The sequence below is a fragment of the Cupriavidus sp. 22TCCZM04-2 genome (assembly GCF_057798895.1).
Map to the genome: position 1 here is coordinate 53677 of NZ_JBYOJS010000007.1, position 20459 is coordinate 74135.

16 protein-coding genes and 1 pseudogene are annotated in these 20459 nt (G+C 66.0%); 10 read left to right on the top strand and 7 right to left on the bottom strand.

All coding sequences use genetic code 11. From position 1 onward, the window contains the following. The first annotated feature begins 61 nt into the window (after positions 1 to 61). Both AC3FKG_RS12760 and fdhF read left to right on the top strand, forming a co-directional pair. The gene (locus tag AC3FKG_RS12760) at positions 62 to 1801 is read left to right on the top strand and encodes an NADH-ubiquinone oxidoreductase-F iron-sulfur binding region domain-containing protein (RefSeq protein WP_488743251.1); all 1740 of its coding nucleotides are present in this window, start codon (positions 62 to 64) and stop codon (positions 1799 to 1801) included. Continuing rightward, the gene (gene fdhF, locus AC3FKG_RS12765; RefSeq protein ID WP_488743252.1) at positions 1798 to 4611 is read left to right on the top strand and encodes a formate dehydrogenase subunit alpha; all 2814 of its coding nucleotides are present in this window, start codon (positions 1798 to 1800) and stop codon (positions 4609 to 4611) included. Before AC3FKG_RS12760 ends, fdhF begins: the two co-directional genes overlap by 4 nt. A gap of 36 nt (positions 4612 to 4647) precedes the next feature. Here fdhF and AC3FKG_RS12770 read toward each other — a convergent pair whose 3' ends face one another. Next, entirely contained in the window at positions 4648 to 4905 is a 258-nt protein-coding gene (locus AC3FKG_RS12770) for a hypothetical protein (protein ID WP_483713884.1), read from the bottom strand. Positions 4906 to 5133: 228 nt separating this feature from the next. Here AC3FKG_RS12770 and AC3FKG_RS12775 point away from each other — a divergent pair, with 228 nt between their 5' ends. The 4 genes and pseudogenes from AC3FKG_RS12775 to AC3FKG_RS12790 all read left to right on the top strand — a co-directional run bounded on the left by AC3FKG_RS12775 (position 5134) and on the right by AC3FKG_RS12790 (position 8707). Beyond that, the gene (locus tag AC3FKG_RS12775) at positions 5134 to 6396 is read left to right on the top strand and encodes a serine hydrolase domain-containing protein (protein ID WP_483713886.1); all 1263 of its coding nucleotides are present in this window, start codon (positions 5134 to 5136) and stop codon (positions 6394 to 6396) included. Positions 6397 to 6495: 99 nt separating this feature from the next. Beyond that, positions 6496 to 6747: a hypothetical protein gene (locus tag AC3FKG_RS12780; protein WP_483713887.1), complete on the top strand. Its 252-nt coding sequence runs from the start codon at positions 6496 to 6498 to the stop codon at positions 6745 to 6747. Positions 6748 to 7076: 329 nt separating this feature from the next. Continuing rightward, a pseudogene (locus tag AC3FKG_RS12785) lies at positions 7077 to 7307 on the top strand (ABC transporter substrate-binding protein); the annotation flags it as partial. Between the two features lie 113 nt (positions 7308 to 7420). Further along, the gene (locus tag AC3FKG_RS12790) at positions 7421 to 8707 is read left to right on the top strand and encodes a DUF3422 family protein (protein ID WP_483713888.1); all 1287 of its coding nucleotides are present in this window, start codon (positions 7421 to 7423) and stop codon (positions 8705 to 8707) included. Between the two features lie 23 nt (positions 8708 to 8730). Here AC3FKG_RS12790 and AC3FKG_RS12795 read toward each other — a convergent pair whose 3' ends face one another. Both AC3FKG_RS12795 and AC3FKG_RS12800 read right to left on the bottom strand, forming a co-directional pair. Further along, complete coding sequence (locus AC3FKG_RS12795; RefSeq protein ID WP_483713889.1) at positions 8731 to 9687, bottom strand: Bug family tripartite tricarboxylate transporter substrate binding protein; 957 nt, start codon at positions 9685 to 9687, stop codon at positions 8731 to 8733. 63 nt (positions 9688 to 9750) lie between these two features. Then, entirely contained in the window at positions 9751 to 10899 is a 1149-nt protein-coding gene (locus AC3FKG_RS12800) for an L-talarate/galactarate dehydratase (RefSeq protein WP_488743253.1), read from the bottom strand. Positions 10900 to 11140: 241 nt separating this feature from the next. On the opposite strand from AC3FKG_RS12800, the gene AC3FKG_RS12805 reads away from it, so the two are divergent. Next, positions 11141 to 12136, top strand: a complete 996-nt coding sequence (locus AC3FKG_RS12805) for a LacI family DNA-binding transcriptional regulator (RefSeq protein WP_488743254.1) — start codon at positions 11141 to 11143, stop codon at positions 12134 to 12136. A gap of 20 nt (positions 12137 to 12156) precedes the next feature. Here AC3FKG_RS12805 and AC3FKG_RS12810 read toward each other — a convergent pair whose 3' ends face one another. Next, complete coding sequence (locus AC3FKG_RS12810) at positions 12157 to 13200, bottom strand: Bug family tripartite tricarboxylate transporter substrate binding protein (RefSeq protein WP_488743255.1); 1044 nt, start codon at positions 13198 to 13200, stop codon at positions 12157 to 12159. Between the two features lie 69 nt (positions 13201 to 13269). Further along, the gene (locus tag AC3FKG_RS12815; protein ID WP_488743256.1) at positions 13270 to 14208 is read right to left on the bottom strand and encodes a 2-hydroxyacid dehydrogenase; all 939 of its coding nucleotides are present in this window, start codon (positions 14206 to 14208) and stop codon (positions 13270 to 13272) included. A 106-nt stretch (positions 14209 to 14314) separates the two neighbouring features. On the opposite strand from AC3FKG_RS12815, the gene AC3FKG_RS12820 reads away from it, so the two are divergent. Continuing rightward, complete coding sequence (locus AC3FKG_RS12820) at positions 14315 to 15235, top strand: LysR family transcriptional regulator (protein WP_483713895.1); 921 nt, start codon at positions 14315 to 14317, stop codon at positions 15233 to 15235. Positions 15236 to 15416: 181 nt separating this feature from the next. Next, positions 15417 to 16310 carry an alpha/beta fold hydrolase gene (locus AC3FKG_RS12825; RefSeq protein ID WP_488743257.1) on the top strand — a complete coding sequence of 298 codons (894 nt, stop codon included), beginning with the start codon at positions 15417 to 15419 and terminating at the stop codon, positions 16308 to 16310. Here the strand turns inward: AC3FKG_RS12825 and AC3FKG_RS12830 are convergent. Together AC3FKG_RS12830 and AC3FKG_RS12835 are read right to left on the bottom strand one after the other, a co-directional pair. Beyond that, positions 16259 to 18268 (bottom strand): acyl CoA:acetate/3-ketoacid CoA transferase, encoded by a 2010-nt coding sequence (locus AC3FKG_RS12830; RefSeq protein ID WP_483713897.1) that lies wholly within the window; start codon positions 18266 to 18268, stop codon positions 16259 to 16261. The two genes, AC3FKG_RS12825 and AC3FKG_RS12830, sit on opposite strands and share 52 nt — an antisense overlap. A 218-nt stretch (positions 18269 to 18486) precedes the next feature. Next, positions 18487 to 18774 (bottom strand): hypothetical protein, encoded by a 288-nt coding sequence (locus AC3FKG_RS12835; protein WP_488743258.1) that lies wholly within the window; start codon positions 18772 to 18774, stop codon positions 18487 to 18489. A gap of 1197 nt (positions 18775 to 19971) precedes the next feature. Between AC3FKG_RS12835 and AC3FKG_RS12840 the strand changes: the two genes are divergently transcribed. Then, on the top strand, positions 19972 to 20376 hold the full coding sequence (locus tag AC3FKG_RS12840; protein ID WP_488743259.1) for a hypothetical protein: 405 nt from the start codon (positions 19972 to 19974) through the stop codon (positions 20374 to 20376). Positions 20377 to 20459: the final 83 nt, after the last annotated feature.

The window sequence follows — 20459 nt, forward strand, 5'->3', positions numbered from 1 at the left end:
GGCTGCCCGCAAGGGCGCCTTCCTGAACGCCTTCATAGCGCCCGCAGGAGACACGCATTCCATGAACCAGGTTGTCATTCCCCTCGACGCCACCGGACTCGGGCGGCTGCGCAAGCGCCGCCAGCCCAAGGGCCGGCAGGTCGACGCCGCTGCACTGGCGGAGGTCCGGGCCGCGCTCGGCGACATGCCGCGCCGCCGCGACCTGCTGATCGAGCACCTGCACTGCATCCAGGACCGCTACGGCCAGCTGGCCATGCCGCATCTTGTCGCGCTGGCGCAGGAACTGGGGCTTGCCATGGCCGAGGTGTACGAGGTGGCCACGTTCTACCACCACTTCGACGTCGTCCGTGAAGACGCCGACGGGCGGATCGCGCCGCCGCCTTCGCTGACAGTGCGTGTGTGCGAAGGCATCGCCTGCGAGATGGCCGGTGCACAGTCGCTGCTGGACAAGCTCCCCGCGTTGCTTGGGACGGATGTGCGCGTGGTCGCAGCGCCCTGCATCGGCCGATGCGAGAAGGCGCCGGCTGCGCTGATCGGACAAAAGCCGCTGGACGGCGCCACGGTTGCCGCCGTGGAGGCCTGCGTGGCCGCCGGAACCATCCACGATGAATCCGTGGCGCAGACCGGCTATGCCGACTACCGCGCGGGCGGAGGCTACGCGCTGCTCGACGCGCTTGCGCAAGGCACGTTAGCTCCGGCTGCCGTGCTCTGCACGATGGAGGACTCCGGGCTGCGCGGCCTGGGTGGCGCGGGTTTCCCGGCCGGCCGCAAATGGCGCATCGTCGGCAACGAGCCCGCGCCGCGCCTGATGGCGGTGAATATCGACGAAGGCGAGCCCGGCACGTTCAAGGATCGCTTCTACCTGGAACGCGATCCGCACCGCTTCCTGGAAGGCATGCTGATTGCCGCGGCGGTGGTGCAGGTGTCGGCGATCTACATCTACCTGCGCGACGAATACGCGGGTTGCCGAGCCATCCTCGCTCGGGCGCTGCAGGAACTGCGTGACGATCCACCCGTGGCCGGCCTGCCGAAGATCGAACTGCGCCGCGGCGCGGGCGCCTATATCTGCGGCGAAGAGTCGGCCATGATCGAATCGATCGAAGGCAAGCGCGGCATGCCGCGCCTGCGCCCGCCGTACGTGGCGCAGGTGGGCCTGTTTGGCCGGCCCACGCTCGAACACAACTTTGAAACGCTCTACTGGGTGCGCGACATCCTGGAAAACGGCGCCGAATGGTTCGCCTCGCAGGGCAGGCATGGCCGCAAGGGGCTGCGCTCGTTCTCGGTGTCGGGGCGCGTGCACCGGCCCGGCGTGCACCTGGCACCGGCCGGCATCACGGTGCGCGAGCTGATCGACGAATACTGCGGCGGCATGCTCGATGGCCACAGTTTCTATGCCTACCTGCCCGGCGGCGCGTCGGGCGGCATCCTGCCTGCATCGATGGGCAATATCCCGCTGGATTTCGACACGCTGCAGCCGCATGGCTGCTTTATCGGCTCGGCGGCGATCGTGGTGCTGTCCGACCACGACAGCGCCGTCGGCGCGGCGCGCAACCTGATGCATTTCTTCCGCCACGAGTCCTGCGGCCAATGCACGCCGTGCCGCGTGGGCACGGCCAAGGCATACGACCTGATCCGAGCGCCGCAATGGGACCTGCCCGCGCTGGAGGACTTGTCCGCCGTCATGCGCGATGCATCGATCTGCGGCCTCGGGCAGGCCGCGCCGAACCCGGTGGATTGCGTGATCCGCTATTTCCCTCATGAATTGCAGGCGGCGCCGCAGCGCCCGGAGGCACAGGCATGAATGCGCTGACGCGCGCCGAACGCGCGCTGGTCGAATCCTCCGAGCCTTCCGTCACGTTCACGCTGAACGGCCGTGAAGTGGCGGCACAGCCGGGCGAAAGCCTGCTGAAGGTGGCGCAGCGCGAAGGCTTTGACGTACCCCACCTCTGCTACAAGGACGGGCTGGAGGCCGCCGGCAATTGCCGGGCCTGCATGGTGGAGATCGAGGGCGAGCGGGTACTGGCGCCTTCGTGCTGCCGCTATCCGTCGCAGGGCATGACCGTGCAGACGGAGTCCGAGCGCGCGCGGCGCGCCCAGCGCACGGTGCTGGAGTTGCTGCAGTCGGACATGCCGGAAGGCGAATACACGCGGCACAACGAACTGGACCAGTGGTCCGCGCGCCTGGAAGTCGGCAAGCCGCGCTTCGCGCCGCGCGAGCGCGTGGCCGCGGATCTCTCGCATCCCGCCATCGCCGTCAACCTGGACGCCTGCATCCAGTGCACGCGCTGCGTGCGCGCCTGCCGCGACGAGCAGGTCAACGACGTAATCGGCCTGGCGCTGCGTGGCGACGCGGCGCGGATCGTCTTCGACATGGACGACCCGATGGGCGCGTCCACGTGCGTGGCCTGCGGCGAATGCGTGCAGGCTTGCCCGACGGGTGCGCTGATGCCCGCGCGCGACGCAGCGCTGGCGGTGCCGGACAAGCAGGTGGAGTCGGTGTGCCCATACTGCGGCGTGGGATGCCAGCTCACCTACAACGTCAAGGACAACCGCATCCTCTATGTCGAGGGGCGCGATGGCCCGGCCAACCACGCTCGCCTGTGCGTGAAAGGCCGCTATGGCTTCGACTACGTGCAGCATCCGCAGCGCCTGACCGTGCCGCTGATCCGGCGCGACGGCGTGCCCAAGCGCGGCGACTTCGTCATGGACCCGGATCACGTGATGGACGTGTTCCGCGAAGCGACCTGGGAAGAAGCGCTCGCGCGGGCCAGCGGCACGCTGGTGCAGATCCGCGACACGCACGGCAAGCGCGCGCTGGCCGGCTTCGGCTCGGCCAAGGGCAGCAATGAGGAGGCCTACCTGTTCCAGAAGCTCGTGCGCACGGGCTTCGGCAGCAACAACGTCGACCACTGCACGCGGCTGTGCCACGCGTCGTCGGTCGCGGCGCTGCTCGAAGGCATCGGTTCCGGCGCGGTGTCGAACCCGGTGATGGACGTGGACCGCGCCGAGGTCGTGATCGTGATCGGCGCCAACCCGACCGTGAACCACCCGGTGGCGGCAAGCTGGATCAAGAACGCGGTGAAGAACGGCACGAAGCTTATCGTGGCCGATCCGCGCCGCTCGGACCTGGCGCGCTTTGCCTGGCGTTTCCTGCAGTTCACGCCGGACGCGGATGTCGCGCTGCTCAACGCGATGATGCATGTGATCGTCACGGAAGGGCTGGTCAACCAGGACTTCATCGACAGCCGCACCATCGGCTTCGACGAACTGGAGCGCAACGTGGCTGCGTTCAGCCCCGAATTGATGGCGCCACTATGCGGCATCGATGCGCAGACCATCCGCGAAGTCGCGCGTGCCTATGCCACGTCGAAGGCCTCGATGATCCTGTGGGGCATGGGCGTGTCGCAGCACGTGCACGGCACCGACAACGCGCGCTGCCTGATTGCGCTGGCGCTGATGACGGGCCAGATCGGCCGTCCCGGCACCGGCCTGCATCCGCTGCGCGGCCAGAACAACGTGCAGGGTGCGTCCGATGCGGGCCTGATCCCGATGATGTACCCGGATTACCGCCGCGTGGACGATCCCGAGGCGATCGCAAGTTTCGAGAAACTGTGGGGCACGCCGCTCGACCATCAGCCGGGCCTGACCGTGGTCGAGATCATGGACGCGATCGGGCGCGGCGAGGTGCGCGGCATGTACATCATGGGCGAGAACCCGGCCATGTCCGACCCGGATGCCGAACATGCGCGCGAGGCGTTGGCCGCGCTGGACCACCTGGTGGTGCAGGACATCTTCCTGACCGAGACCGCTTATCTGGCAGACGTCGTGCTGCCGGCATCGGCCTTCCCGGAAAAGACCGGCACCTTCACCAACACGGACCGCACCGTGCAGCTCGGGCGCCAGGCACTGTTGCCGCCGGGGCAGGCCAGGCAGGACCTGTGGATCATCCAGCAGATGGCGCAGGGCCTGGATTTGGCGTGGCAGTACGGCAGCGTGGCCGACGTGTTCGACGAGATGCGCCACGCCATGCCGAGCATCGGCGGCGTGACATGGGACCGGTTGCAGGCGTCGGGCGCGGTGACCTATCCGTGCCGCGCCGAAGGCGATCCGGGCGAGCCGGTGATCTTCACCGACCGGTTCCCGACCGCTACCGGACGCGGCCGTTTTGTTCCGGCGGACATCGTTCCCGCGGACGAACGGCCCGACACGGACTATCCGATGGTGCTGATCACCGGCCGCCAGCTTGAACACTGGCACACGGGCAGCATGACGCGGCGCGCGGGCGTGCTGGATGCCATCGAGCCGGATCCGGTGGCACTGGTGCATCCGCTCGACCTGGCCGATCTCGGCGGCCAGCCGGGCGATGTCGTCACGCTGGCCTCCCGGCGCGGACAGGTGTCGCTGTACGCGCGCGCCGATGCCGGCACGCCGCGCGGGGCCGTGTTCGTGCCGTTCTGCTACTACGAGGCGGCCATCAACAAGCTCACCAACGCTGCGCTGGACCCATTCGGCAAGATCCCCGAGTTCAAGTACTGCGCGATCAGGGTGACCCTTGGCGGGATGGCGCCCACGCAGTCGAGCTACGGCGGGGGCAGGGTATTGGGAGGCTGACAGGCGAGGCGGGTGGCCGCCTGTCAGCCCGCAGCGTCAGTACTTGATGTCGCGGGCCGTCTGCCGGCCGCCCTGCTTGGTCTCGCGCTTGTCGTGGCGGCAGCTTGCGTTGCTCTTCTGGTTGGCCGCGCGGCAATCCTGCTTGGTATGCCGCGAGTCCTGGCGCGTATCTTGCCGCACGTCGCGTGCGTCGCGGCGTTGCTCCCCTTGCTCCGTGGCCCATGACATGCCCGACCATGCTGTCAGCGTGATTGCAACGGCCAGTGCGGTGAATCCGAAATTCCGTGCAGCCATGATGTGATTCCCCCTTGAAGGTCATTTCGCAAGCGAGTTTCCAATTTAGTGGATACCAGCAGTCCGTGGGACGGTTTCGCCGCAAAATTCGGCGCCGTGGGTTTCTGCGAGCTTGGCGCGAACGGACCGTAAATGTCATGATGGCGGAGTTTGCGCCGCCTTCAGCGGCACCCTGGTCGGCGTAACCAAGTAACCGGGACGCCGGTCCAGGCACATCCCGGGGGAGAGATGACTATGCAGAGCAGGGAAACGCGGGGCATGTCCCGCGAGCGGCTTGCCCGCGTCGAACGCTTCATCGACGAATCCTATATCGCGACCGGCAAGCTGCCCGGCGCGCTGATCCAGGTCTGGCGGCGCGGCGAACTGGCGCTGAACTCGGTGCTGGGCCTCGCCGACCGCGAGCGGCAGGTGCCGCTGGCGCAGGATTCGATCTTCCGCATCTACTCGATGACCAAGCCGGTGACGTCGGTGGCGGTCATGATGCTGGTCGAGGAATGCAAGATCGCGCTGGATGATCCCGTCAGCAAATACATTCCGGCGTGGGAAAACCTCGGCGTCCATGCGGGCGGCTTCATGGAAAGCTTCCAGACGCGTGCGCCGGCACGGCCGATGCTGGTGGTCGACCTGCTGCGGCACACCTCGGGCCTGACCTACGGCTTCCAGCAGAACACCAACGTCGACGCCGCGTATCGCAAGCTGAAGCTCGGCGAACTTGCCACCGACGGCACGCTCGACGAGATGATCGAGAAGCTCGCCACACTGCCGCTCGAATTCTCGCCGGGCGAGGCGTGGAATTACTCCGTATCGACCGACGTGCTCGGCTACCTGGTCGGCAAGGTTAGCGGCATGCCGTTCGAGGCCTTCCTGAAGCAGCGCATCTTCGATCCGCTCGGCATGGTCGACACGGATTTCCATGTGCCGGAAGACAAGGCATCGCGCTTCTGCGCGTGCTACGCGGTGGGTGTTCTCGGTTCGAAAGTCGTGTCGAAAAAGGGACCGATGCTGCAGGACGACCCCCAGACGAGTCCTTATCTCAAGCCGCCTAGTTTTATCTCGGGCGGCGGCGGGCTGGTGTCGACGGCCGCGGACTACATGCGCTTCGCGCGCATGCTGCTGCAAGGCGGCGAACTCGACGGCGTGCGGCTGCTGGCGCCGAAGACGCTGAAGCTGATGACCGCCAACCACCTGCCCGGCGGCGTGGACCTGCCAGCCCTGTCACGCTCGATGTTCAGCGAGGCCACGTATGACGGGGTGGGCTTCGGGCTCGGTTTTGCCACCACGGTGCGGCCCGAATCCACGCTGATTCCCGGTAGCGCGGGTGATTTCTTCTGGGGTGGTGCCGCCAGCACTTTCTTCTGGGTCGATCCGCAGGAGGAACTGATCGGTCTCTTTCTGACCCAGCTTCTGCCTTCTTCGGCCTATCCCGTGCGACGTCAACTGCGCACGCTGGTCTACAGCGCCATCACGGAAGCGGGGCCTGCGGCGCGTTGAGCGCGAGCCGTCGCGGGCAGAGTCTAAAATGTCGATATGTGACACCGGCCGGGACGGCCGGTTACAGGGCTTTGACACGAAAGAATCGGACACGTTGACATGAGGAAGACAAGGACCCTGATCATCGCGATCATCCTCGCCGCGGCCACCCCGCTCGCGCAGGCGAGCCTGTCCGGGGATGCCCATGCATTCAAGGACAACGTCAAGGCGGCTGGCAAGAAGGGCGGGCATGCCGTGCGCGATGCAACATTCGCGATCGGCCGCGGCGTGAAGTCAGGTGCGCATGCAGTCGGCGATGCGACCAAGCACGGATTTCACGCGACCAAGCGCGCGGTGACGGGGCACGATTAGGGGCTTGCCCGATGTGGCAGGCTGCTTGCCGGGCTTGAATTGCCATCCGCGTTCAGCGGCAGCGTGCCGCTGGCCCGAGCAAGGTCACCTTCGGGCGCTTGCAGGCACCTTGGCTCCCAGCACCTTTTCCGCGCACCGCTCGTCACGCGTTTCAGAGGCCTTCCTGGGCGCAAGAATCAGGACGCGCCTGGGATCGATCACGTAGTAGGAAAAGCTGTCCGGACAGGCGCAGCCAGCGCAGGCACTGGCAATCAACAGCTTGTCTCCCGTCCCTGTCGGCACGCATGCAATGGCGTTCTGGTCGGACAAGGGATCGCGCAAAGCGGTTCCAGCAACTGGAATCCGATGCGGCGGGAAAGGATGGCCTGCGCCTGCTCGGCGAGCGCTTCATGGTGATCCGGCAGGCCATGGGCGTGCCGAAGTCGCGTGGCGAGCGCGCGGCGGTTTTTCTCGCTGGCTTTGTCGAAGCGATGAAGGCGACCGGTGTGGTGGCCGGTGCGCTGGCGCGGCACGGCATCCAGGGGGCGACTGTAGCGCCCGCGGAAGGCCGGGAAGGATAGATTTCAGGGTTTTGGCCCGGGTCTTGCTAAAGTTCGGTGCCGACGTTCGGTCATCTTCGACTGATATCCTGACGGACGCTCCCTGACTGAAACCTTCCGAAAGACCGACGAATATGGACCACGCCCTGCGCGCCAGCCTTGCCAACGAACTGCACGCAAGACCTTTCCTGCGCTTGTCAGGCTCCGTCGCGCTCGCTCACCTGGCGATCTATGCGGCGGACGATGCCGCCGTACATGAGCAGTTGCTGACGGCGTTGTGCGAACTGACCGGCATGCCGCCGCCCGAGCCGGGCAGTACCCACTATGCCGCGCAATGGAATGGCGAGCGCCAGCTGAAGTGGGAACGCCACACGGAATTCTCGACCTACACGTTCGTGGCCACCCGGCATGACACCGATTACTTCTCCGGGCTGGCCACCGAACACATTCCACCGGCCTGGTTCGAGCTGATCGCGGGCAAGCGTTTCGTCGCGATCCGCATGGAACTGGTGTCCGGCGAGAATGCCCCGGTTGCACGTCATGACTACCGGCAGTGGATAGACGGCCCGATCAAGGTCGGCAGCCGCGTGCTGGGCAACGGCGAAGTCTATTGCGACTGGACCATCAAGCCCGATGGCTTTTCGCGCTTCCTGGTCATCGACGAGGGCTTCCGCGAGGCGCAGGGCGGACGCCTGCTGCAGCGGCTGTACGAGATCGAGACCTATCGCATGATGGCCCTGCTGGCGCTGCCCGCCGCGCGCGAACTGGGCCGTTCGCTCAACGTGCTGCAGCGCTCGCTGGCCGGACTGATGCACCGCATGGACTCCGCGCCGGACGACAAGGTGGACGCCAACCTGCTGCAGGAACTCACGCACCTGGCCGTGCGCGGCGAGGCGCTGGCGGAGTCGAGCCACCGCTTCAGCGCGAGCCGCGCCTACGAACGGCTGGTGATGGCGCGCATCCAGGAACTGCGCGAGGAACGCATCGAGGGCATCCCGACCATCGCCGAATTCATGGAGCGCCGCTTCACGCCGGCCATGGACACGTGCCGCGCCAGCGCGAACCGCCTGGAGCAGTTCACGACGCGCGTCGCGCGCGCGGTCGACCTGCTGCGCACGCGCGTCAGCCTCGCACAGGAAGGCAATACCATGCGGCTGCTGGCGGGGATGGATCGCACCGCGCGCACACAGCTTCACCTGCAGCACGCGGTGGAAGGGCTGTCCGTGGCGGCGATTTCCTACTATGTGCTCTCGCTGACGGCGGTCGGCCTGCGCTCGCTGCACGCGCTGCACCTGGGCATGGACCCCGAACTGGTCGAGGGCCTGCTGATCGTGCCGGTCGTGCTGCTGGTGTTCATGGTGATCCGGCGCACCAAGCGGTCAAACGGGGCCGGGCACCATGGCGCGCAAAGCGCCGGCTGAATCGCGTCGTTCCGGCGGGCTCGTCAGTCCGCCGTGATCTTGCCCACCTCGATCACCTTCTTCCAGCGCGCGAACTCCGACGCCTGGAACGCGGTGAACTGCTCCGGCGTATTGGCGACGATCTCGAAGCCTACTTCGAGCAGCCTGGCCTTGACCGCCGGGTCATTGAGCGCCGCGACCGTGGCGCTATGCAGCTTGGCCTTGACCTCCGGCGGCAATCCCTTGGGCGCCGCCACGGCCTGCCACGAGTAGACCGTCACGCCCTTGATGCCGGACTCGTCCATGGTGGGCACATCGGGCAGGATCGGCGAGCGCGCGCTGCTCGTGATCGCCAGCGCGCGCAGCTTGCCCGCCTTGATGTGCGGCACCGCCGTGTTGATGTTCATGAACGTCGCATCGACCTGTCCGCCGAGCAGGTCATTCATCGCGGGCGCGCCGCCCTTGTACGGCACATGGATGCCCGTCGTGCCGGTTTGCTGCCAGAACAGCTCGGCCGTGAGATGGTCGCTGGTACCGTTGCCGGCGGACGCGAACGTCAGCTTGTCCGGATTGGCCTTCTCGTAGGCGACGACATCCTGGATCGTCTTGAAGCGCGAATTCGCCGGCACGGCCAGCACGTTCGGCGCCTGCACCGCGACGCTGACGTAGTCGAAGTCCTTGAGCGGATCGTAGCCCGCGTTCTTCGTCAGGTGCGGGCCGATCACGAACGGTCCGAGCGACGAGACGAACACGGTGTAGCCATCGGCCGGCGCGCGCTTGACCGCGGCGGCGCCGATCATGCCGGCCGCGCCGGGCCGGTTGTCGACCACAAAGCTGCCGCCGAACTGCGCCTGGTACTTCGCGCTCAGGATGCGCGCCACGTTGTCAGTCGAGCCGCCAGCGGGGAAGGGCACCACCAGCGTGACCGGCTTCTCGGGCCACGCAGCCTGCGCCCCCGTCATGGCGAGGGTCATCAGTGCGGATGCAATCAGCTTCTTCATGTCTTGTCTCCTTGTCTCTCTTGCTCTCTTGTGTGGGAGGCCGGCGGAATGCGGTGGGCGATGTCAGGCCTGCTCGCCAAATACAGCCTGCTCGCGTGTCCAGGCGCGCGCCTGTTCGCTGATGGTGATGCCCAGGCCCGGCCGGGTCGGCACGATGATGCGCCCGTCGCGGATGTCCAGCCGTTCGTTGAACAACGGTTCGAGCCAGTCGAAGTGCTCGACCCACGGTTCGCGCGGGTAAGCCGCGGCAAGGTGTACGTGCAGCTCCATCGCGAAATGCGGCGCGATCATCAGGCCCGCATGCTCGGCCAGTGCGCAGACCTTGAGGAACGGCGTGATGCCGCCGACGCGAGGCGCATCGGGCATCAGGTAGTCGGCGGCGCGATGCCGGATCAGGTCCCAGTGCTCGGCCGCGCTGGTCAGCATTTCGCCGGTGGCGATCGGCGTGTCGAATTGCGTCGCGAGCGCGGCATGGCCTTCGTGGTCGTAGGCGTCCAGCGGTTCCTCGATCCAGACGAGGTTGAAGGACTCGAACGTGCGGCACATGCGCTGCGCGGTCGGACGGTCCCATTGCTGGTTGGCATCGACCATGATCGGCACCGCATCGCCCAGACGCTCGCGCACCGCGGCCACGCGCTGGATGTCGAGCGCGCCATTGGGCTGGCCGACCTTCAGCTTGATCCCACCGATGCCGCGCTCGACCGATGCCGCCGCATTGACCAGCAACTGGTCCAGCGGCGTGTGCAGGAAACCGCCGGACGTGTTGTAGCAGCGCACGGCGTCGCGATGGGCGCCCAGCAGCTTGGCCAGCGACAAGCCCGCGCGCCTGGCCTTCAGGTCCCAGAGCGCGACGTCGAATGCGCCGATGGCCTGCGTCGACAGGCCGCTGCGGCCGACCGACGCGCCCGCCCAGCAGAGCTTGTCCCACAGCCGCGCGATATCGCTCGGGTCTTCGCCGATCAGCGCCGGGGCGATCTCGCGGGCATGGGCGAACTGGCCGGGGCCGCCGGCGCGCTTGGCATAGCTGAAGCCGATGCCTTCGTGGCCGTCGCGCGTCCGTATCTCGGCAAAGAGGATAGCCACCTCGGTCATCGGCTTCTGGCGGCCGGTCAGGACCTTGGCATCGCTGATCGGCGTGGCCAGCGGCAGGTAGCACGAGGAAAGCCGGATCGAGGCGATGGTGTCGGCGGATTGAGCGGTGCAGTTCGTCATGGATGCAGGCAACAAGGGGGGAGAGGTCAGTTTCGATTCGCCAAATGACAACGTTATCATTTCAAGGCGAAGGGGCTGATATAATCCATACGTCATTCCTATGCGCGGTTGAGGCTTCTATATCTTTGGATAGCTAGGGCGACCGTCGCGGGAATGGAGGAAATGCTAACGTTGTCATTCCCGATCGTCAATCGCCTTGGCGCGTGTCGCCGGTAGCGATTTACCCTGATTCAGGATCCGCATGTCGAATTCCAATGGGCCGAAATCCGTGACGCTGCATGATGTTGCGCGCGAGGCCGGCGTCTCGTTGATCACCGCGTCGCGCGCGCTCGGCAACCCCGGCATGGTGTCGGAAAAGACCATCGCGCGGGTACAGAAGGCGGTCGAGACAACGGGCTATATCCCCAACCTGCTGGCGGGCGGGCTCAAGTCGAAGCGCAGCCTGATGGTGGCGGCGCTGGTGCCGAACATCGCGGTCGCGCAGTTCCTGCCCACGGTCAAGGCGCTGACCGATGCGCTTGACGCGGCCGGCTACCAGTTGATTCTCGGTCAGACAGGCTACGACCACGCGCGCGAAGCGGCACTGCTTGGCACCATGATCAGCCGCCGACCGGACGGAATCGCCTTGATCGGGCTGGTCCACTCGCAGGCGTCGCGCGAGCGCCTGCGGCGCGCCGGCATCCCGGTCGTCGAAATGTGGGATCTCAGCGACCGGCCGGTCGACATGGTGGTCGGGTTCTCCCACCTCAAGGTGGGCAGCGCCATCGCGGGATACTTCCTGGGCAAGGGGTGGCGCCGCCTGGGCATTGCAACGGGCGACGATCATCGCGCGTCGGTACGGCGCGAGGGCCTGGTCTCGACGGTAGGGCATGACGTCCCGACCGTCGTTGTCCCGGCGCCGAGCAGCCTGGCCCTCGGCCGCCAGGCATTGGCCGACCTGCTGGCAAAGGACCCGACGATCGAGGCGATCTATTGCAGTTCCGACCAGCTGGCGCAGGGTGTCATGGTCGAGGCGCTGGCGCGCGGGCTGCGCATTCCTGAAGACCTGGCGATCTGCGGCTTTGGCGATGCCGATTTCGCGGCGCACCTGAACCCGTCGCTGACGACGGTGCAGGTCGATGGCGCCGCCATCGGGGCGCGGGCGGCGCGGTTGCTGCTGGACCGCTGCCGCGGCGAGTCAGTGGCCGAGCCGATTGTCGATGTCGGGTTTCGCATCGTCGAACGCGGCTCGACATGAGGGACGCCTGATTCAGGCGGTCACTCGGCCTTGATCCCGAGGTCGCGGATCAGCTTCGCATAGCGCGCGGTATCGTGCGCAATCAGCGATGCAAAGGCCTCTGGCGTGCTGGTCGCCGGGACCGCGCCCTGGTCGACCAGCATCTGTTTCACCTTCGGGTCGGCCAGTGCCGTGCGCACGTCCTGCGAGATCTTGCCGACGAGCGCGGGCGGCGTGCCCGCCGGCGCGAGCAGGCCGATCCACGACACCGCTTCATAACCGGCCAGGCCGGCTTCGGCCACGGTCGGCACGTTGGGCATGGCGGCCGCACGCTTGTCGCCGGTGACGGCCACGGCCTTGAGCTTGCCGCCCTTGATCATGCCCATGGTTTCGTACAGCGTCGCGAACGTGTAGTTCACATGGCCGGCCATCACATCGGACACGGCCGGACCGCCGCCCTTGTATGCCACGTGCAGCATCTCCACGCCGGCCTGGCGCGCGAACATGGCCCCGGCCAGATGCATCGAGCTGCCGCTGCCGGAACTGCTGTACGTAACCTTGCCCGGCTCGCGCTTGCCCGCCGCAATCGCCTGCGGCACGGTGGCCGCGGGGTTGCCGGGAGCGGTCACCATGATCTGCGGCAGGTCGGCCACCAGCGATACCGGCGCGAAGCTCTTGACCGTGTCATAGGACGACTTGTACAGCGACGGGTTGATCGCATGCGTGCCGACATTGCCCATCAGCAGCGTATAGCCGTCCGGCTTCGCACGGGCCACGTAGTCGCTGCCGATCTGGCCGGCGGCGCCGGGCTTGTTTTCGATGACGACGGCCTTGCCCCACATCTCGGTCAGGCGCTGCGCCAGCAGGCGTGCACCGGTGTCGGTGCCGCCGCCGGGCGGGAAGGGCACGACGATGGTCACCGGCTTCTCGGGAAAGGCGCCACCGGCCTGCGCGGACTGCGGCGCCAGGGTGACGAGCGTGGCTACGGCCAGCAGGCCCAGCGCCGGGAGGACAGCACGAACGGAATTGGCAGAAACAGACGGAATGGGCGAGAGGGCCGAGGCCGGGAATGCGCGGGTTTGCATGGTGTCTCCTGATCTTGTCACGGCGTTCTGTGGCGCCTGTTCAATGTGGAAAAGAGGTCGGGGCGCGGCTTATGCCAGCACCGTGGTCGGCGGACGCTCGCCGGCCAGGCAGGCGCGCAGGTTGGCGAGCACGATCTCGCCCATGGCATCGCGCGTCTCCCAGGTCGCGCTGGCGCGGTGTGGCTGGATGACGACGTTGTCCATGCCGAGCAGCGGGGTCGGCACGGCCGGCTCGTCGAAGAAGACGTCGAGTCCGGCACCGGCGATGCGGCCCGTTTCCAGCGCGCGCACCAGTTCCGGCTCGTCGACGAGCCGTCCACGCGCCACGTTGATCAGCACGCCGTCTGGCCCCAGCGCATCGAGCACGGCGGCATCGACCACCGGCTTCGCGCCGTCGGCGGACGCCGCCAGCACCAGCGCATCGCAATGGGTGGCCAGCGAGACGATGTCCGGCAGGAACGTGTACGGCACGTCGGGCTGCTCGCGCAGGTCGGTGTACGACAACGGGCAGCCAAACGCCGCCGCGCGCACGGCGATCGCACGGCCCACGCGGCCCAGGCCGACGATACCGATGCGCTTGCCGCTGAAGCGCCGCGCGAGCGACAGGGACGACTTACCCCACTGGCCGGCACGCACGTAGCGCTCGGCTTCGGTCAGGCGGCGGTACACCGAGATCAGCAGGCCGAGGGCCTGGTCGGCGACATCTGCGGTCAGCACGTCCGGCGTGGTGGTGACGTGGATGCCGCGCTCGCGGGCATACGACAGGTCGACCGCGTCGGTGCCGACGCCCGACACCGCGACGATCTTCAACGCCGGCAGCCGGCGCATCACCGATTCCTTCAGGCCGAGCGAGCCGCCGGTAACGACTGCCTCGATGCGCGGCCCGATTTCGTCGAGCAGCGCGTCGGGCGAAGGCGTGCCATACAGGCGGTGGATCTCATAGGCTGCCTGGAGGCCGGCTTCAAGGCTCGGGACGACGGGTTGGGTCAGCAGGATGGCGGGTTTCACTGGCGGGCATCTCGGCAGGTTGTCGATTTGCCCGAGTATAGAAACGCGATCGTTGCCTGTCTAAGCTATAGTTTGCATCGATCAATCCAACTTCTGGCATGATGCAATGATCCCGGACCTGAACCAGTTGCGCTGCTTTATCGCCGTGGGCGAGGAGTTGCATTTCGGCCGCGCGGCGACGCGGCTCTTCATGACGCAATCGCCGCTGAGCCGGCAGATCCGCATGCTGGAGGAGTCGCTCGGCGTGCGGCTGTTCGACCGCAACAGCCGCGTGGTGCGGCTGACCGCGGCGGGCACGGCATTGCTCGACGATGCGCGGCGCCTGCTGTCCCTGGCGGGCCATGCGGTGGACGTGGCGCGGCGGATCGACCGCGGCGCCAGCGGCAAGGTGCGCATCGGCTTCACCGCCGTGGCCGGCTACGATCTCGTGCCGAAGCTGATCGCCAGGGCCGGTGAAGCCTTGCCCGAGATCGAGGTGACCTTGCATGAGATGGTGTCGGTCGCGCAGATCGACGCGTTGCGCACGGGCACCATCGATATCGGCTTCCTGCGCCTGCTCGGCGACATGGAGCCCGACCTGCAGTGCCGGCCGGCGGTCAGCGAGCCGCTGCTGCTTGCCGTGCATGCGACGCACGCGCTGGCGGCGCGCGAGCGCATCGCGGGGGCCGATCTGGCGGGGCAGCGGTTCATCCAGTATTCCGCCACGGAGGGCAAGTACTTCCACGACCTGATCGGCGCCGTGCTGGCCGGCACCGGCCGGCCCCCGCGCGTGGTGCAGCAGATGAGCCAGACCCATAGCGTGCTCGCGCTGGTGCGCGCGGGACTGGGGGTGGCACTGGTGCCGGCGTCGGCGCAGCATCTGCATTTTCCCGACGTGGTGTTCCGGCCGATCTGGCGCGATGATGTGCGGGCCGAGGTGCATCTGGTCTGGCGAGATGCCAACCACAATCCGGCGTGTCCGGTGTTCGCGGCATTTGCCGCGGCCTATCTGTCGGAGTCCGAGGGCCATGTCCGGGGCAATCCGTAGACTCCTGGGCGGATGGCGCCGGGGCGTCGCGTCGCGGGTCCGGCGGCCCGAATTGCAGCCCGGATGCCCCATCAACGATGTTGACGGCGTACCATCGCCCATGGGCCGGCCGTCCGGAGCTTCTTTTCGCTTTGCGCGGGCGCCCACAGTGCTGTGTCTCACGTTTGCAGGGGCTCCCACCATGCAAGTTCGGCTGACCTTGAGAAACACGCTGCACATTGTCGTGCTCGGCTATTGCCTGCTGCTGGTGTGGATGTATGTGCGCCAGGACCGCTTCATCTACTTCCCGGTCACGAGCGAGGCGTCCTCGTGGCGGGAGCAGGTTGCGCATGCCGGCGCCCAGATCATTCCAGGCGTGAACGCGATAGTCGTGGAGCCGCCAATCGTTGACGCATCGACGAAAACAGCCCTTTTCTTCCACGGGAACGACGGCAATGCGCTTGAGCGGCTCAGCCTCGCCAAGATCTTCAACAACCGCGGGTACCGCCTGGTTCTGGCCGAGTATCCCGGGTTTGGCCCCAACCCCGGAAATCCGTCGCAGGCCACGATCGTTCCCGCTGCGTTGGCGTTGATGGGCGAGGTGTCCCGGCGTTGGCCCGGCCCGGTGACGCTGGTGGGCGAGTCCCTGGGGAGTGGCGTGGCGGCGCAGGTGGCCGCCGCCATGCCCGCCAGCATAGAAGAGCTGGTGCTCATCACGCCGTTCCACAGCCTGCGCGAGACCGCGGCTCGGATCATGTGGTTTATCCCGGTCGGCCTGCTATTGAAATCCCCGTTTGATTCCGCCACCGCGCTCAGGCAATACCATGGGCGTTCGTCGGTACTGGTCGCTGGCCAGGACGAGCTGGTTGGCGCTCAGGCGGGACTCGCACTGCAGAAAGAACTCGCCGGGCACGGGCCGTCCACCTTGCTGGTGTTGCCAAAGGCGACACACGACAGCTGGATATCCGGCATTACGGAGGCCGACTGGGACCAGTTGCTGTGCTCCCGCCGCGATCGGCCCCGGGCCGCCAGCCTGGGCGGTCGTCAGGCCGACTGGTCGCGCAAGGACGCCTGCGCCTCGGCCTCGGTCTCGTAGACATAGGGCGCCAGCCCGCGGCGTGCGAGCGTGTCGCCGAGCTTGGCGCGCATGAAGGCGCTGGTGGTGAAGCGGGTGACGCCCATATAAAAGCGCTGCACCATTTCATCGATCATTTCCACGTAGGCATCCTCCACCCCGCGGTCAAGCACGAAACCCTCGTAGTTGACGACGGTATAGACCCTGTGGCCCAGCGGCTCGCAGACGCGGCATACTTGCGCGCGGATCGCGGCGATGTCCTCGGCGCGCTTCACCTCGAGCTGCTCGAAGTTCAGGAACAGGATGTTCTTGTCCGGATCGTAGTCGACGCGTGCTTCCAGCGGCAGGCGCAACACGTCCGCGCGCAGTCCCATCGGCTCGGGGCTGAAGATCCGCGCATCCATCAGGGCAGGGGAGCGCACGATCGGCGTGAAAGCCATTTTTGCAAGGATGTCGCGCTCCAGGTCGACGCCGGGCGCAATCTCGATGAGTTCCAGGCCCTGCGCGGTCAGCTCGAATACGCAACGCTCGGTGATATAGAGCACCGGCTTCCCGGACGCGGCTGCATGCGGGCCTGAGAACGTGCGATGTTCGACTTCCTCGACGAACTTCCTGGCGCTGCCATCGCGATGAATCTGCAGCTTGCCATCGACCACCGCGATCTCGCTGCCGCCTGCCATGAAGGTGCCGACAAAAACCACCTTCTTCGCATTCTGGCTGATGTTGATAAAGCCCCCGGCGCCGGCCAGGCGCGGCCCGAACCTGGATACGTTCAGGTTGCCCAGGCGATCGGCCTGCGCCAGCCCCAGGAAGGCGAGATCGAGGCCGCCGCCGTCGTAGAAATCGAACTGGTAGGGCTGGTCGATGATTGCGTCCGGATTGGTCGCCGCGCCAAAGTTGAGCCCTCCGGCAGGGATGCCGCCAATCACGCCAGGCTCCGCGGTGAGCGTCATCAGGTCGAGGATCCTTTCCTCGTTGGCGATGCTCGAAATGCCTTCCGGCATGCCGATGCCGAGGTTTACCACGCTGTTCGGCTTGAGTTCCATGGCGGCGCGTCGCGCGATGATCTTGCGCTCGCTCATCGGCATCGGCGCCACGCTGCTCACCGGCACGCGGACCTCGCCGGAAAATGCCGGATTGTAGGGCGTGGAAAAGGTCTGCTGGTGGTTTTCGGGCTGCGCCAGCACCACGCAGTCCACCAGCACGCCGGGTATCTTCACCTGGCGCGGATTGAGCGAGCCGCGTTCGGCGATGCGCTCCACCTGCACGATCACCAGGCCGCCGCAGTTGTGCGCGGCCATGGCAATCGCCAGGGCTTCGAGCGTCAGGGCTTCGCGCTCCATGGTGATATTGCCGTCCGGATCAGCCGTGGTGCCGCGCACGATTGCCACGTTGATCGGGAAGGCCTTGTAGAAAAGGTAGTCCTGGTCACCGATGCGCATCAGTTCGACCAGGTCCTCGGTGGTGCGCTCGTTCAGCTTGCCGCCGCCATAGCGCGGATCGACGAAGGTACCGAGCCCGACGCGCGAGAGGTGTCCCGGCTTTCCGGCCGCGATATCGCGGAACAGATGGGTAATCACGCCTTGCGGCAGGTTGTAGGCCTCGATCTGGTTGCCGACCGCGAGCTGCTGCAGCTTTGGCACCAGGCCCCAGTGCCCGCCGATGACGCGCTTCACCAGGCCGGGCTGCGCCAGATGGTTCAGGCCCCGGTCCTTGCCGTCGCCTTGCCCCGCGGCGTAAACCAGCGTCAGGTTGCGGGGCTTGGCCATGCTGACCGGGGCCTCGTCATCCTGCGCGAGGCAGAGCGCTTCGATGGCGATGGCGATTTCTTCCGCAAAGCCAATCCCGACGAAGCCGCCGGTCGCCACGGTGTCGCCATCGCGAATCAGGCGTACGGCTTCGCGTGCCGAAACCAGTTTGCCATTCTCGCGCGAGTGGACGGCCAGCGATGCACGGATCGGGCTTCCTTGCGTGCTCATGTTCTTCCTTTGCGAAAATTTGGAATACCCGTCAAAGGAACGCCTTGCGCAGAACGGCGCTGCAGCGTTCGCGGATTGCATGCCATTCTGCTCCAGCCAATGCGCTGCCTCAAGATGAGCCACGGGGATCCGGCACATCTTCCGAGTGGTGGGAGGATAGGAAAAGGGACATGTCGACGCGATCGGCATGTCCCTTCTTTATCCTGAAATCCGCCTGGTCACTTCCCGGTCTTGGCTTTGTTTGGCGAAGAACCCGGGGTTGGAGGGTGGGCAACCAGTGAGGTCCGGAGCACCGGACCAGGGGTCATGGCTTGCGTCTTGTCTGGAGCAGGTTCGTGGGTGGCCTGACCGTTGTCGTATCCGGTCGAGCAAGCTTCCAGGTAGCCGGGCGGGAATTTCTGTTCCGGCGTTGCCGCCGGCTCGCCATGTGCGGCAGCGCAGAATGTCAGTGCGCCAATGGCAAGAACATGGCGCCAGGTTGTGCGCAGAACGGGATCAGGATTCATCAGCGGCTCCGTATCGGTGGCGGCAGACTGCGAGTCCCTAGCCCACTCTCGCAGAAGCCATCGCGCTCGTTGCCTGGTTGACCGTGAATGACTGAGTTGGCTAGCTTTCGGCCATTACCCGACATCCGGTCCGACGGAGCGTCGGTTATTCACCGCGCACCTCGGTTCTGTAGGAATTCGGGTTGCTCGTAAGCTTATGAAATCGTTCTGAACGCCGCGTCATCGGAAGCGATGACGGACAAGACCAATAACAAAAAAACCTGCGCGGAATGTTGCAGCGCAGGCCTTAGCCCACCACCGCTGCCAAACCCGACCGCCAAACGCCACCGCTGAAGCGGGCATAGTCGGATAAGCATTTCTTCGAGGGGGGGATCACCAACCGTCTTGGGACTTGGCATGCCCTTTGCGTAAGGGTGCGCGAACGCTACTTTCAACCTGGCGGCACTAAAGCGGCAGCATCAGACCACCGCATTCTTCGTGGCCATGGTCCGCAGTGAATCCGAGATAGGGCACCCAATGAAGAACAAGGTGATTGCCGCTGTTGACACACACCCAGTAGTCACAATCGTGCGGTGGGGAATACGCGAGACAGGCTCTGGCCGAAAGCATTTCGTGGGGTACTGCCTTGAAGACCAGGAGTACAGGGTGAGCACTGCGATTGAGTCTTTCAACCGCCGTACGGGAATCGGTGTGACTGCCAGTGGGCGCCGATACTTGCTGGTAGGATCGCCGTGCGTCGATAGCGAGTCCAGACGGACATGGCAGGAACTGGCCATACCGCGTGGAATTGGCGAGTCCAAAGACGTCAGCATCGAGTTCACGACCACATAAGCGCTCAAGTTGGCTGACGACCCTCGCTTGCGGCATTGACGCTGGGTCTTGATGGGATGGCGGGTCAAATTTTGCCACTCGTCGATCCAGGAAGTGACAAGATTTGTCACCACCTCTGCGCCCTGGCTCCGAAGTAGCACTTCTGCCGATGAGCTTTCGCTCAGCAGCCTTCCTTTTGTCATCGGTTCCGATGACGCGACGCCTGGAATGATTTTCTACGCTTGAGAGCGCACGGCTGCCAGGCGAACGTCCGTCGCCCATGTGGTCGCCCTGATCTGCCGTTTATCTGGAGCCGCCTGCCGTGCACATTCAGGCGGCATTGCTCGCGGGACGCGGGAGGGTATTACCATGAACAGGATCGCTTGCGTGGCACTGCTGACCATTTCGTTGAGCGGTTGCGGCGGCACGATAACCGGCGGCACGATAACCGGTGGCACGGCAATTGGCGGCACGGCAACCGGTGGCACGGATACCAGTACGCCGGGGAAGACCTACCGGCTGGCCAATTCGTGTGTGACGCTCGACGGGACAAGGGTCAAGGATAGGGCGGTGTTCGAGAATCACTGTCCATTCCGTGTGTTCGTGGAGTGGTTCGACCAGGGCAATTGCATGACTGGCTGTGGCGCTGGCCCGATCGCTCCCGGCAGGAGGGAAATCGTCACGCTCAAGAAGGCTTCCGCGGAATGGGCGGCGTGCGAGAGCCCCGGCAACATCAAGGCCGGAAACGGCAACGTCGCCTGGAACGGCGGAACGTTCCGTTGCGAGGGCTAGGCACCATGCGGTTGCCGGAGTCTTCCGGCGCGACGATTACCAGCGCTATGTCGCCGAAGCCAAAAAGCTCTTCCCCGGGCAGG

What these genes read in the sequence shown, in the direction of transcription:
- AC3FKG_RS12760 (WP_488743251.1), top strand. Translation starts at nt 62, where the DNA reads ATGAACCAGGTTGTCATTCCCCTCGACGCCACCGGACTCGGGCGGCTG.
- fdhF (WP_488743252.1), top strand. Translation starts at nt 1,798, where the DNA reads ATGAATGCGCTGACGCGCGCCGAACGCGCGCTGGTCGAATCCTCCGAG.
- AC3FKG_RS12770 (WP_483713884.1), bottom strand. Translation starts at nt 4,905, where the DNA reads ATGGCTGCACGGAATTTCGGATTCACCGCACTGGCCGTTGCAATCACG.
- AC3FKG_RS12775 (WP_483713886.1), top strand. Translation starts at nt 5,134, where the DNA reads ATGACTATGCAGAGCAGGGAAACGCGGGGCATGTCCCGCGAGCGGCTT.
- AC3FKG_RS12780 (WP_483713887.1), top strand. Translation starts at nt 6,496, where the DNA reads ATGAGGAAGACAAGGACCCTGATCATCGCGATCATCCTCGCCGCGGCC.
- AC3FKG_RS12790 (WP_483713888.1), top strand. Translation starts at nt 7,421, where the DNA reads ATGGACCACGCCCTGCGCGCCAGCCTTGCCAACGAACTGCACGCAAGA.
- AC3FKG_RS12795 (WP_483713889.1), bottom strand. Translation starts at nt 9,687, where the DNA reads ATGAAGAAGCTGATTGCATCCGCACTGATGACCCTCGCCATGACGGGG.
- AC3FKG_RS12800 (WP_488743253.1), bottom strand. Translation starts at nt 10,899, where the DNA reads ATGACGAACTGCACCGCTCAATCCGCCGACACCATCGCCTCGATCCGG.
- AC3FKG_RS12805 (WP_488743254.1), top strand. Translation starts at nt 11,141, where the DNA reads ATGTCGAATTCCAATGGGCCGAAATCCGTGACGCTGCATGATGTTGCG.
- AC3FKG_RS12810 (WP_488743255.1), bottom strand. Translation starts at nt 13,200, where the DNA reads ATGCAAACCCGCGCATTCCCGGCCTCGGCCCTCTCGCCCATTCCGTCT.
- AC3FKG_RS12820 (WP_483713895.1), top strand. Translation starts at nt 14,315, where the DNA reads ATGATCCCGGACCTGAACCAGTTGCGCTGCTTTATCGCCGTGGGCGAG.
- AC3FKG_RS12825 (WP_488743257.1), top strand. Translation starts at nt 15,417, where the DNA reads ATGCAAGTTCGGCTGACCTTGAGAAACACGCTGCACATTGTCGTGCTC.
- AC3FKG_RS12830 (WP_483713897.1), bottom strand. Translation starts at nt 18,268, where the DNA reads ATGAGCACGCAAGGAAGCCCGATCCGTGCATCGCTGGCCGTCCACTCG.
- AC3FKG_RS12835 (WP_488743258.1), bottom strand. Translation starts at nt 18,774, where the DNA reads ATGAATCCTGATCCCGTTCTGCGCACAACCTGGCGCCATGTTCTTGCC.